Here is a 13,297-nt window from a genome sequence, read left to right on the forward strand (position 1 = left end):
GTCCTACTCCTTCTTACTTTTTGCATTTTTTACGGTTTGGGCTAGTAACATCGCAATGGTCATTGGACCAACTCCGCCAGGTACTGGTGTAATAGCACTTGTGAGTGGCGCCACTTCTTCAAAATCAACATCTCCGCAGAGTTTTCCAGTTTCATTACGGTTAATCCCAACATCAATCACAACGGCTCCTTCTTTTACGAAGTCTTTTGTAATAAGTTCTGCTTTCCCTACTGCACTAATGAGAATGTCAGCGCGTTTTGCAACTTTGGCTAAATCTTTTGTACGGCTATGACAAACCGTAACTGTTGCTCCATGATTCAATCCTAAAAGTGCCATTGGCCGTCCCACAATTGTACTTTGACCAATGATAACCATCTCTTTTCCAATAAGGTCAATATTGTATTCTTTGAAGAATTCCATAATTCCTTGTGGAGTACATGGGACAATCGATTCATCTTTTTGAAGTAACTTTCCTAAGTTTACTGGGTGAAAACCGTCGACGTCTTTTTCAGGAACGATTGCTTCTAAGACTGCATCTGTATCGATATGTTTTGGCAAGGGTAATTGCACCAAAATCCCATGAACGCTAACATCATGGTTGAGTATATTCACGTATTCTAATAACTCTTCTTGTGTCGTTTCTTCACTGAGGCGAATCACGTTTGAATGAATGCCTACTTCAGTAGCAGCGCGTTCTTTATTGCGCACGTATACTTGGCTAGCTGGGTCTTCTCCAACAAGAATAACCGTTAGCGAAGGGGTCACTCCACTACTAGAAAGCTGTTGTACTTCCTGTTTTAGTTCTTCTCTTATTTTTCCAGCTAATGCTTTCCCATCTAGAATTTGCGTCATAGAAGTCTCCTTTTTCTAATTAATCATGTAAACTTGATAAAAACAAAATATGTATGGTGAAATTAACAAATGTGTGAATTAACATATATGTTAATTTTTAGGGGTGTATCCAAAGGATTGTGCTCTGACTTAAACGCAGTGGTTTATTGGCTTTCTAAGTTGAAGTAAAACTGCAAATAATTCATATTGAAATGTCTTATAAATAAACATTTAAATACTATCTGCAATGCCCACACCCAAATCCTTCGCACTGTGAAGGATTTTCCAACGTTCCATTTCTGATCGCGATTGCTCACATTCTTTGTAGTTGAACTCGGGCTCACAGGACTGACGTCCACTTCCTGATATGGCCGCACGACTCGTTCCGAGTCCTTTGCGGCATATCAGTCCAGTGATTCAGTCCCTGAGCGTTCGCCCTCGTATCCTGAAGTTGAGCTCGAAAAGGCATAGGCTCAAGCCTTTCGAGGTTAGTCCGCACGGTCTTCTAGACCGCTTACGGCCAACCTGCGAACCGTCATCGCCTATAAGCGCCTTTTCTCGCATCCTGTTTTAAAAAAGAGTCTGAAACGTTTGCTTCAGACTCTCCTCTTAGAATCTTACCCATTTACAAAGTTTGATAAGATACCATTAATAAATTTCGCTGATTTTTCATCACTGTAAGTTTTGGCAATTTCAATTGCTTCGTTTAACGCTACAGTTTGTGGAACTTCTAATTCTGGAGAAGTCATCTCAAAGATTGCTACTCGCATGATGATCAAGTCTAAACGTACAATACGATTTAATTTCCATCTCTTAGAGTGTTTTTCAATTAATCTATCAATCTTTTCGAGATTATTTTGTACTCCTCTTACTAATGCTATGCTGTAAGTAATTTCCGGAACTTCGTTTAATAAATCTTCTTCCGTAATTGCATCGCTAGAATAAGGTGAATCTTCTGAGCATTCCAACGCAAGACTGAGCGCATCCACAATGTGCATTTCAGGAGTCATATCTAATTGATAAAATGCTTGAATTGCCAATACACGTAGTGCTCGTCTTTTTAATGGTTTTCGACTCACTATTCATCCCCCAATTCAAATAATTCAGTTTCTTCTTGCTTAACCGGTAAAATATCATGAACATGAACATTTACTTGTGAAATAACAAGTTCACAACTGAAAAGCAATTGTTCTTTAATTTTGTTTTGTAATAATAATGCTGTTTTAGGAATTGAAACCCCATAGTCTACGTTTCCGTAAATATCGATCACAAAGGCACCATTTTCCTCTGTTAAATATGCCCCTTTAGATAGTTCTTTCCCGCCAAAAATGGTATTTAATAAACCAGGAACAGGATAAAATCCTTTTACTTGTGCAGCAACAATCCCTGCAATACTTTCAATTACTTCAGGCGCAATTTCAATCGCTCCTAGTTCTTTATCTTTAGAATATTTCTTCATTTGTTCCATTTTGTAACCTCCTTTTTTACTAGAAAATTACTCTTTAAAAGATTTTCTCAGTCTCATTTAGTTTACCATGAAACAGGTATTCTAACAACTACAGTCCATTTTAAAGGATGATTAATTCACAAGGAACTTGTTGAATGACTTCGCTGCCAGTTTGATTGATAATAATGTCATCTTCAATACGTACACCACCCACACCTGGAAGATAAATTCCTGGTTCATTTGTAATCACATTTCCTGGTACAAATGCTTGTGTTGCAATGCGAGAAACATTTGGTGCTTCATGGATTTCAAGACCGATACCATGTCCTGTTGAGTGAGTGAAGTATTCTCCGTATCCACGACTTGCAATATAATCACGAGCGATTTTATCTAATTCAACCCCTGTTTTACCAGGACCAGCTGCTTCGCTTACTTTTAATTGAGCTTGCAAGACAACATCGTGAATTTCTTTTAATTTGTCGATGGGTTCACCAACTGCGATTGTTCTTGTCATATCTGACACATAACCATTGTAGTAGCAACCAAAGTCTAGTGTTACTAAGTCTCCAGTTTCAATCACTTTCGCACTCGCAACTCCGTGAGGCATTGAAGAACGAACCCCACTTGCAACGATTGTATCAAATGAAACTCCTGTCGCACCTAATCCACGCATATAGAAATCTAATTCATTTGCCACTTGGATTTCAGTCACACCTGGTTTGATGAAATCTAAAATGTGTAAAAATGCTGCATCTGAAATACGACAAGCTTCACGAATCGTTTGGATTTCTCCAGCGTCTTTCACTTCACGAATTTTTTCGACAATGTTTTGTGTTGGAATTAATGCTGTATCAAATGCATCTTCAAAAATTTCTAATTGAGAAACTGAAACATGGTCTGCTTCAAATCCAACAAATTTTAAATCATTTTCGCGAATGATTTTTTCAAACGCTGGAACCCAACCTGTTTTGTGTTCAATCACATGAAATCCTTTTGCTTGTTGTTGAGCTTGTTGTGTGTAACGAGCGTCGGTAACAAAATAAGCATCTGTTAATGTGATTAATGCAAACCCAGTTGTTCCAGTAAAGTTGGCTAAATAACGTAAATTGTATGGACTATAAACAATGAATCCATCAATTTCTTGTTCTTTCATGGAATTTCTTACTTTTTCTAAACGTGTCATAAACGATCCCTCCAATGAAAATGGTAACTTTAGTATAACAAAAAAGAGCCTAACAACAAAGTCAGGCTCCTTGATTTTACTCATTTTTAATACTGATTAAATCGTTCTAATCGACGAGATACAATCTCCTCTTTCGATTTCTTCATCCAAAAATCTAATTGCACTTTTAATTGCTCACGTAATTCTGATGCAATTTGTTCATTAGATTTTTTCTTCTCAAAAATCACTCGGTCAACGATTTTTTGTTCTAATAAATCATGACAAGTAAATTTCATGAGTTCAGCAGCTTGAGCAGCTTTTGATCCATCTTTCCACAAAATAGATGCAAATCCTTCAGGGGAAAGAATAGAATACATTGCGTACTCCATCATCCAAACTTCATTAGCGACTGCTAATCCTAAGGCTCCACCACTTCCACCTTCTCCACAAAGGATGGCGATAATAGGAACTTTGAGATGACTCATAATACGGAGATTATCCGCAATGGCCTCTCCAATTCCACGTTCCTCCGCAGTAGCCCCACAGAAAGCACCCGCAGTATTGATAAAGGTAACAACTGGTCGATTAAATTTTTCAGCTTGTTTCATCAATCGTGCACTTTTCCTATACCCTTCAGGATGCACTTGACCAAAATTCGTTTTAAGATTTTCTTGAAGAGTATGTCCTTTTTCCATTCCAATAACGGTAACAGGAGTTCCATTTAAAGTAGCAATCCCACCTACTAAAGCCTTATCATCGGCATAATAACGATCTCCATATAATTCAATGAAATCGTCAAATACAGCTTTAATCCATTCTTTTGTCGTTGGACGTTTCACATCACGGGCCAACGACACAATTTTCATTGGTTTCATGCATTTGACTCCTTTCTATGAAGTACAAGAAGTTTATGAATCGTTTTTTTTATTTTTTTACGATGAACAACTGAATCAATAAACCCTTGCTCTACCACGGTTTCTGCAGTTTGGAAATCATCAGGAAGTTGTTGATTCATTGTTTGTTCAATAACTCTCTTCCCTGCAAATCCAACGATGGCTTTAGGTTCAGCAAGTATAATGTCTCCTTGCATCGCGAAGCTTGCTGTTACACCACCAGTTGTCGGATCCGTTAATACGGTTAAATAAAATAATCCTGCTTGGTGATGTTCTTCAACCGCCCCAGAAATTTTAGCCATTTGCATCAGAGAAAAAATTCCTTCTTGCATTCGAGCTCCCCCAGAAGCAGTAAAAATAACTACTGGCAATTGGCGTTTGATTCCTTCCTGAAAAGCCTTGGTGATTTTTTCACCGACAACTTGTCCCATTGAACCCATCATGAAAAATGAATTCATGACACAGCAAATGAAGCTCTCTTCTCCGATGGTAGCAATCCCAACAGTAACAGCTTCATTTTCTTTAGCAACCTTTGCTGCTTTTTCTAATTTCGCTTCGTACCCTGGGAAGGCCACATTCACTTTTGGTTTTTCATCTTCAAAAAGTTCTTCGAATCTGTCAACTGTAATTGCTAAACGTTCTGCAGCACTAATTCTAAAATGTCCATCACAATTTGGACAAACTTTAAGCGCTCCTAAATCTTCTTTGTAGACGGTCTTACCACAACCAGGACATTTAATCCATTTTCCATCTGGTACAGTAGGTAACTCAGACTGCTCAGACAAGTCTACTTTTATACGATTGATGGTGATATACGATCGTCTTTTAAACAGACCCATCTAATCACTCCTTTACTAAATCATTCTAATTCTCTTTAGGCTGATTCCAATGTTTCAAAAATTCCGATTCAACATAAGCGGTTGTATAATCACCGCGTTTGAATGCTGAAGAATCTAGTAAATCTTCCACAAATTCCTGGTTGGTATCTACACCTTCTACTACTAATTCAAATAACATGCGTTTCATTCTTAGAATCGCTTCTTCACGTGTCTTGCCATGTGCAATCAACTTCGTTAACATCGAATCATAGAAAGGTGGAATTTGATAGCCAGTGTATAGAGCAGATTCAATACGAACGCCCATTCCACCAACAGGTTGATGAAGGAACGTTACCTTCCCTGGAGAAGGACGGAACCCTTCAAATGGATTTTCAGCATTTAAACGACACTCAATGGCATGTCCTTGAAAAGTAATATCTTCTTGTGTAAATGGAAGCTCTTCTCCAGAAGCAATTTTGATTTGCTGTTGGACTAAATCCACATTCGTAATCATTTCTGTAATAGGATGTTCCACTTGAATTCGGGTATTCATTTCCATGAAATAGAAGTGTTTGTCCTCATCTACAAGAAACTCGATGGTCCCTGCATTTTGATACCCTACTGCCTTAGCAGCTCTGACAGCTGCCTCTCCCATATCTCTTCTAAGTTGAGAAGAAAGAGAAGGGCTTGGAGCTTCTTCAATGATTTTTTGATTTTTTCTTTGAAGTGAGCAATCACGCTCTCCAAGATGGACTACATTTCCATGTTGATCCGCTAGGATTTGTATTTCAATATGTTTTGCAGGATAAATGATTCTTTCCATGTACACATCTGAATTTCCAAAGGCTTGTAAGGCTTCTTGTCGAGCTGTGACAAATTGATGTTCAAATTCTTCAACAGACTCCACACGACGGATTCCTTTTCCTCCACCACCTGCGACAGCTTTGATTAACAGAGGGAATCCAATTCGCTTAGCCAGTTCAATTCCTTCTTCTATAGTTGGCACTACATCATCGCTTCCTGGTATAACTGGAACATTTGCAGCAATCATCTGTTTACGTGCTTCTGCTTTATCTCCCATTTGAGAAATAACTTCACTAGAAGGTCCGATGAAAGTTATTTGACATTCGGCACACATTTTAGCAAATTTCGCATTTTCAGATAAAAATCCAAATCCTGGATGGATTGCTTGTGCGCCAGTAGTCACAGCCGCACTTAAAATATTTTCTACGTTTAAGTAAGAATCTTTTGAAGCAGCTGGGCCAATACAGACAGCGTGGTCTGCTAATTGTACATGAAGAGCTTCTTTATCCGCTTGGGAATAGACTGCTACCGATTCAATCCCTAACTCACGACAAGCTCGAATAATGCGGCAAGCAATCTCTCCACGATTTGCGATTAGTACTCTATTAAACATAGGCTTAACGTCCAATAATAAAGGTTAATTCAGCTTCTGCAACTTTCTTACCATCGACATAAGCAACGCCTTTACCGATTCCAGCATATTCTTTTAATTTTACGATATCCACTTGAAGTGTTAACACATCTCCTGGAGTTACTTTTTGACGGAATTTAACATTGTTTAATCCGCCTAAGTAAGCAGTTTTTCCTTTAAAAGAATCTAATTTTAATAATGGAATTGATCCAGCTTGTGCTAATGCTTCAACGATTAACACACCAGGCATTACAGGTTCACCAGGGAAATGTCCTTGGAAAAAGCTTTCGTTAAATGTCACGTTTTTACGTGCCACAACGTGTTCACCTGGTACTAATTCATCAACACGGTCAATATATAAAATTGGGTAACGGTTAGGAATTAACTCAGCTACGTCAGTTACTGTCATAATGTTCATCTTTATTTCCTCCTAAAATTGGGTTTAGCGAATCGCAAATAATTTTTGTCCAAAATCAACCATTTGGCCGTTTTCTACAAGGACTTCCACCACTTCACCGTTGAAGTCGCTCTTAATTTCATTCATGATTTTCATTGCTTCGACAATACATACAGTGTCGTTTGAAGTGATTTGTTTACCCACTTGTACAAATGGATCTGCATCTGGTGAAGATTGTAAGTAAACCACCCCAACGATTGGACTTGTAATGTATTTGGCGTCGGTTGCGACTTGTGGTGCTTCTTGAGTTTCAGCAGAAGAAGAGACACTCACTGGTGCTGCTTCCACTGGACTAGCCACATTTGCAACAGGTGCAACAGCATTAGAAACGACTTGAGGGTATTCCTCACGTTTACTAAATTGCACTTCGAACTCTTCGTTTGATAAATGAAACTCCGTCATGTTTGATTCATTGAACAAAGCCATTAGTTCTTTAATTTCTTCTACATTCATGTATTAATCCTTCCATTTCTTCACACAGATAACGGCATTATGTCCTCCGAAACCAAGTGAATTACTGATCGCTACTTCTACTTTCGTTGCGATACCAACATTTGGAGTTACATCTAAATCACAAGCTTCATCTTGCTCTGTAACATTAATCGTTGGTGGAATAAAATCTTCCTCAACAGCTTTCACACAAGCAATTGCTTCAATTGCTCCTGCAGCTCCTAATAAGTGACCAGTCATTGATTTTGTACTAGACACATGAACCTTATCCGCTGCTTCTTTTAATGCATAACAAATTGAAGTTGTTTCAGCAGAATCGTTTGCTGGAGTACCTGTTCCGTGAGCATTCACATAGTCCACTTCGCTTGGAGTTACTCCTGCTTCCTCGATGGCTTGTAAGATGGCTTTACCAGCACCGCTTCCGTCAGGATTTGGAGCTGTCATATGATAAGCATCTCCTGTTGCACCATATCCAACGACTTCTGCATAAATTTTAGCACCACGTTTTTGTGCGTGTTCTAGGCTTTCAAGAACAAGAACCCCTGCTCCTTCACCCATTACAAATCCGCCACGCTTTTTGTCAAATGGCAATGAAGCTGCATTTGGATTTTCGCTGCTTGAAAGAGCTGTTAAAGCCGCAAAACCTGCAATTCCGATTTCACAAATAGAACCTTCCGCACCACCGGCTAAAATAACATCGGAGTAACCATGTTTAATGTTACGGAACGCTTCCCCGATGGCATGAGTTCCTGTTGCACAAGCAGTTACTAATGACGTACATACACCACGTGCACCAATCTTCATTGAGATGTTCCCTGCGACCATATTACCGATAGCCATTGGAACAAATAATGGAGCTACACGAGTTGGACCTTTGTCATGCATTTTGATGATTTGGCTTTCCATTACGGTTAACCCACCGATACCAGAACCCACCATAACACCAAAACGGTTGTAGTCTGTATTTTCTGGAGTAATCCCACTATCTTCTACCGCTTGCATTGCTGCTGCAAGTCCGTATTGACAGAATAAATCCATTCGTTTTGCTTCTTTACGATCCATGTATTTTGTAGCATCGAAGTCTTTCACTTCAGCAGCCACATAAACATCTAAATCTTTTTTATCAAATTTTGTAATTGGAGCAATTCCGTTCTTGCCTTCTTTAAGGCCTTCCCAGAAGCTAGCTACATCATTTCCTAAAGGAGTGATGGCTCCCATTCCTGTAATTACTACTCGATTCATTGTTTTCCTCCTTTAAGAGATTACATGTATAATCCGCCGTTAACGTTTAACACTTGTCCTGTAACGTATTTTGTTTCCGCTAAGAACACACATGCTTCAGCAATGTCTTCTACTGTACCAAAACGACGTACTGGGATTTGTTTTTCCCACTCATTACGAATCTTTTCAGGTAATGCTTGTGTCATATCTGTATCGATGTATCCAGGAGCAATAGCATTTACTGTAATCCCACGAGAACCAATTTCTTTAGCAACAGATTTTGTTAAACCAATGATTCCGGCTTTACTTGCAGCATAGTTTGCTTGACCTGCATTTCCAGTAACCCCAACGATACTTGTAATGTTAATAATACTTCCTGATTTTTGTTTTACGAAAACTGGAGTCGCAAAACGAATCATATTGAAGTATCCTTTTAAGTTGATGTTCATTACATCGTCAAAATCAGATTCACTTATACGCATTAATAAACCATCACGCGTAATTCCAGCGTTATTGACTAACACGTCGATGCGTCCAAAACGCTCTTTTACTTCGTTAATAAAGCTTTCAGCTACGTCGAATTTCGAAACGTCTCCAACAAATGTCATCACTTCACCAGGATAAGCATCAAATTGAGCAAGTGTTTCTACATCAATTTCACGAGTACCGTTTAAAACAACATTAGCACCAAGTTTGGCAAATTCTAATGCGATTCCAAGACCAATCCCACGACGGCTACCTGTTACAACAACTGTTTTATCTTTAAATTTCATTTCGTTATCCTTTCAGTTCCTTTACTTTTTCAATGGTTTCTGACATTGCTTTAAGGCTATCTGTTTGGAATAATTGAACAGAAGCACCTTTTGCTTTAGCAATTTGTTTCACCATTTGCGTCAATGTTTTTCCAGGACCTACTTCAATAAAGACCTCTACGCCATCTTGAAGCATCCACTCTACATTTTGTTTCCATTTTACGGCATTCGTAATTTGATCACAGAGAACGTCTTTTGAAGGTACGCCTTCATGTGGTGTGCCAAGCGTATTGCTTAATACAGGGCATTTACTTTCGTGTAACTCTGCCACTTCCATCTCAGGAGCAAAACGAACTTTCGCTTCTTTCATTAATGGTGTATGGAAAGGGCCAGATACTACTAGTGGCACAGCTCTTTTAGCGCCAGCTTCTAAACATTTTTCGCTTGCAATATCAACTGCATCTGCATGACCACCAATCACTAATTGCCCTGGTGTGTTGTAGTTTGACGGAACAACAAGGGATTCAGGAGTAGAAACTTCACGGCAAATGTCTTCAATGACATTGTCTTCAAGGCCTAAAACGGCTACCATTTTCCCTTCACCTTCCACAACCGCTTCTTGCATATATTGACCGCGTTTAGCGACTAATTTTAAAACATCCTTAAAATCAAGGACTCCTGCTTCCACAAGCGCTGAATATTCACCAAGAGATAAACCAGCCGTCACATCCGGTGTGATTCCTTCTTGTTCTAAGACGCTTGTTAACGCATGAGAAACCGTTAATAACAACGGTTGCGTATATTCAGTTTGGTTGATACGTGTAGCAGGCTCTTCTGAAATAATGTCCGTCACACGATAGGGTAGAATGTTACTTGCTTCTTCAAAAACAGCTTTAGCCACCTCGAAGTGCTCAGCAATTTCTAAGCCCATTTGTGCTTTTTGACTTCCTTGACCCGGGAATAAAAATGCGATTTTCATGAGTTTCCTCCTATTGCGCTGTAAAAAAAATGGTGGAAATATGCTAAATAAGCATATTTCACCATTCCCTTTTTTCATTTAATTAAAAACGTGCAAGTTCTTTCTGGATGACTTCATGAGATTCGGCCATCAATTCTTGAATAATCTCTGAACAGCTTTGTTCTTTTGAGATTAAACCAGCAATTTGTCCAGCCATCATTGATCCCATTTGAGTATCTCCTTCCACTACGATTCTACGTAAAGCACCACGTCCGATCTCTTCTAAACGTTCAAAATCCGGATTTTCTTTACTAGTTTCCTCTTTTTCCGCTTGAAGATAAATCTTCGTTAATTTATTACGTAAAACTCGAACTGGGTGACCTGTAATTTGTCCAGTAATAACAGTATCGATATCTTTCGCCTTTAAAACAGAAGCTTTAAAGTTGTCATGTGCAGTACACTCAGTAGAAACCAAAAATCTTGTTCCTAGTTGAACCGCATCAGCACCTAACATTAAAGCAGCTGCCATTCCACGACCATCTCCGATACCACCTGCACCAATCACTGGTACACTCACTGCATCTACTACTTGAGGTAATAGAGCCATAGTTGTGGACTTACCAATGTGTCCACCAGCTTCCATTCCTTCTACTACAATAGCGTCTGCTCCTTCTTTTTCCATTCTTTTTGCTAAAGCAACCGAAGCAACTACTGGAATAACTGTGATACCAGCTTCTTTAAACTTCGCCATGTATTTGCCAGGACTACCAGCACCAGTACAAACCACTTTAACGCCAGCCTGACAGACAACATCCACTACTTCATCAACAAATGGACTTAATAGCATAATATTTACACCATAAGGTTTATCTGTTAAACGATTCATTTCTTCAATAAATCCTTTAACGACTTCGCCAGGAGCATGTCCGCATGCAACGATTCCTAGACCGCCAGCATTAGACACAGCACTTGCAAGCGCAGGATTTGCAACCCATGCCATTCCTCCTTGGATAATCGGATATTCAATTCCAATCATTTCGCAGATTCTTGATTTCATGTGTTACCATCCTTTTTTGTGATTATTTTTCAGCTAATTGTTTATCCACGTAGTTCACTAAGTCTTGAACCGTTTCTAGACCTTCTTCAGTATCGATTTTCACATCGAATTCATCTTCGATATCGTTGATGATTTGGAATAAATCTAAGCTATCTGCGTCTAATTCATCTTTAAGACGAGTAGTTAATTGTACTTCTTCTTCCTCTTTACCTAATTGATCTACGATAATTGCTTGAATTTTTTCAAATGTCATTGTGTTTTCCTCCAATATTTTAAAAATTATAATGTGATTGTGATGCTTCCCCAGGCAAGGCCACCGCCAAAACCTGATAGAAGAATTTTTTTATGTTCTCCGATTTTTAATGTTCCATTTTCTACGAGTTCATTAAATAAAATCGGAATACTTGCAGCCGAAGTGTTTCCAACATGATCGATATTCATTGGGAATTTTTCGATCGGTTGTTTTAATTTTTTAGCCACTTGTTCGACTAAACGACGATTTGCTTGATGTAACAAGTACAAATCAATATCGTCAGCAGTATATCCAGACTTTTGTAAAGTATCTTGGATATTGACTGGAACAGTTTTGCTGACTAATTCATAAACGCCTCGACCATCCATTGTCATGGTTGAAACTGTTTGATTTGTCATTCTTTTTCCAGCGACTAATGCCTCAGATTTCTGTCCATCATTTTGTAATGTTTCCGCCAAAAAAAATGGCTCTTCATCTTTTTGTAAAAGAACAGCTCCAGCACCATCTCCAAAGAGAATTGCTGTCGATCGATCGTCCCAATCGAGTGAACTAAGCATCGTTTCTGCTCCGATAACGATTCCGTATTTTCTTTGTCCGTGTTCTAACATCTTTAGTCCAGTAGACAATGCATATACAAAACCACTACAAGCTGCACTCACATCGAATGCAAAAGCATTCGTTGCTCCGATAGCTCCTTGTACAAGAGACGCGCAAGAAGGACTTGCTGCATCAGGTGTCATCGTTGCTACAATGATAAATTCAATAGATTCAGGATTAATCTGACTCTTTTCAACTAAGCGTTTTGCGGCTATTGTCGCTAAATCACTTGTTGTCTGTTCTTTTGCCCAATATCGGGTTTTGATTCCTGTTCTCTTTACGATCCATTCATCAGAAGTATCTACTCGTTTCGCCCAGTCATCATTTGTGATCACGGACGTTGGGAGATAGGAACTTGTCGCTATCACTTGAACCCCCACAATGTCTACTTCCCTTCTTGATTTGCTAGTACAGCCTCGTGTAAGAAATCATATAAATTATGAAGTCCCTTCACAAGAACTGCCATTTCTTCAGCGTTCATTCCTTCAATTGTTTTTAAAACTAATTTTTCATGAAATTTACGATGAAGACGATAAAGTAAGCGACCTTTCTTGGTCAGACCTAAAATTACAATTCTTCGATCGGCTTCGCTCTTCAAACGAACCACGTAGCCTTTTTTGACTAATGCATTTACTGCAACTGTTAGCGTCCCAACAGTAACATTCAATTTATTAGCGACTTCCGTTGTCGTATGTTCGCTATACATTCCAATCGCTTCAATGGCATGCATCTCTTTAATGGATAAATCATTAAATTGGCTTTGCGCCAGCGAAGATTCTTCAATGTCGAGCATTTGGTTAAAGACGTCCACCAAGTACCCGTTTATGGTCTCTAGAGTTGGTTCCATAAAAGATTTTCTCCTTTTGTTTGAATATCAAATCATTTGATGTTCAAAGTATATTATTTTTTACTTTGACTGTCAAACTATTTTTTTGTAATTTATTTTGAAATTCAAACTATCTTCAA

16 protein-coding genes are annotated in these 13,297 nt (G+C 38.8%); all 16 read right to left on the reverse strand.

From position 1 onward, the window contains the following. Positions 1-3: 3 nt before the first annotated feature. Positions 4-852: a bifunctional methylenetetrahydrofolate dehydrogenase/methenyltetrahydrofolate cyclohydrolase FolD gene (folD, locus tag ACO5V7_RS03835; RefSeq protein ID WP_485485123.1), complete on the reverse strand. Its 849-nt coding sequence runs from the start codon at positions 850-852 to the stop codon at positions 4-6. 596 nt (positions 853-1,448) lie between these two features. Further along, complete coding sequence (gene nusB, locus ACO5V7_RS03840) at positions 1,449-1,910, reverse strand: transcription antitermination factor NusB (RefSeq protein ID WP_485485124.1); 462 nt, start codon at positions 1,908-1,910, stop codon at positions 1,449-1,451. After that, on the reverse strand, positions 1,910-2,299 hold the full coding sequence (locus ACO5V7_RS03845; protein ID WP_298645789.1) for an Asp23/Gls24 family envelope stress response protein: 390 nt from the start codon (positions 2,297-2,299) through the stop codon (positions 1,910-1,912). Before ACO5V7_RS03845 ends, nusB begins: the two co-directional genes overlap by 1 nt. Positions 2,300-2,399: 100 nt before the next feature. Then, positions 2,400-3,461, reverse strand: a complete 1,062-nt coding sequence (locus ACO5V7_RS03850; protein WP_485485125.1) for a M24 family metallopeptidase — start codon at positions 3,459-3,461, stop codon at positions 2,400-2,402. A gap of 86 nt (positions 3,462-3,547) precedes the next feature. Next, a complete protein-coding gene (gene accA / locus ACO5V7_RS03855; protein WP_485485126.1) occupies positions 3,548-4,315 on the reverse strand; it encodes an acetyl-CoA carboxylase carboxyl transferase subunit alpha in 768 nt (255 codons plus the stop codon). Beyond that, positions 4,312-5,172, reverse strand: coding sequence for an acetyl-CoA carboxylase, carboxyltransferase subunit beta (accD, locus tag ACO5V7_RS03860; protein WP_485485127.1), 861 nt, complete (start codon positions 5,170-5,172; stop codon positions 4,312-4,314). Before accD ends, accA begins: the two co-directional genes overlap by 4 nt. A 25-nt stretch (positions 5,173-5,197) precedes the next feature. Continuing rightward, positions 5,198-6,568, reverse strand: coding sequence for an acetyl-CoA carboxylase biotin carboxylase subunit (locus tag ACO5V7_RS03865; protein WP_485485128.1), 1,371 nt, complete (start codon positions 6,566-6,568; stop codon positions 5,198-5,200). Positions 6,569-6,572: 4 nt separating this feature from the next. Continuing rightward, positions 6,573-7,004, reverse strand: a complete 432-nt coding sequence (gene fabZ, locus ACO5V7_RS03870; protein ID WP_049554624.1) for a 3-hydroxyacyl-ACP dehydratase FabZ — start codon at positions 7,002-7,004, stop codon at positions 6,573-6,575. 24 nt (positions 7,005-7,028) lie between these two features. Beyond that, positions 7,029-7,496, reverse strand: coding sequence for an acetyl-CoA carboxylase biotin carboxyl carrier protein (gene accB, locus ACO5V7_RS03875; protein WP_070444069.1), 468 nt, complete (start codon positions 7,494-7,496; stop codon positions 7,029-7,031). Between the two features lie 3 nt (positions 7,497-7,499). Next, positions 7,500-8,735: a beta-ketoacyl-ACP synthase II gene (gene fabF / locus ACO5V7_RS03880; protein ID WP_485485129.1), complete on the reverse strand. Its 1,236-nt coding sequence runs from the start codon at positions 8,733-8,735 to the stop codon at positions 7,500-7,502. A 20-nt stretch (positions 8,736-8,755) separates the two neighbouring features. After that, positions 8,756-9,487, reverse strand: a complete 732-nt coding sequence (gene fabG, locus ACO5V7_RS03885; protein WP_485485130.1) for a 3-oxoacyl-[acyl-carrier-protein] reductase — start codon at positions 9,485-9,487, stop codon at positions 8,756-8,758. A gap of 4 nt (positions 9,488-9,491) precedes the next feature. Continuing rightward, a complete protein-coding gene (gene fabD / locus ACO5V7_RS03890) occupies positions 9,492-10,445 on the reverse strand; it encodes an ACP S-malonyltransferase (protein WP_485485131.1) in 954 nt (317 codons plus the stop codon). Between the two features lie 82 nt (positions 10,446-10,527). Then, positions 10,528-11,481, reverse strand: coding sequence for an enoyl-[acyl-carrier-protein] reductase FabK (gene fabK / locus ACO5V7_RS03895; RefSeq protein WP_039848752.1), 954 nt, complete (start codon positions 11,479-11,481; stop codon positions 10,528-10,530). 22 nt (positions 11,482-11,503) lie between these two features. Beyond that, on the reverse strand, positions 11,504-11,734 hold the full coding sequence (locus ACO5V7_RS03900) for an acyl carrier protein (protein ID WP_049554630.1): 231 nt from the start codon (positions 11,732-11,734) through the stop codon (positions 11,504-11,506). 26 nt (positions 11,735-11,760) lie between these two features. Beyond that, the gene (locus tag ACO5V7_RS03905; RefSeq protein ID WP_298729478.1) at positions 11,761-12,699 is read right to left on the reverse strand and encodes a beta-ketoacyl-ACP synthase III; all 939 of its coding nucleotides are present in this window, start codon (positions 12,697-12,699) and stop codon (positions 11,761-11,763) included. 17 nt (positions 12,700-12,716) lie between these two features. Continuing rightward, positions 12,717-13,178, reverse strand: coding sequence for a MarR family winged helix-turn-helix transcriptional regulator (locus ACO5V7_RS03910; protein WP_070436654.1), 462 nt, complete (start codon positions 13,176-13,178; stop codon positions 12,717-12,719). Positions 13,179-13,297: the final 119 nt, after the last annotated feature.

The organism is Granulicatella sp. (assembly GCF_057274575.1).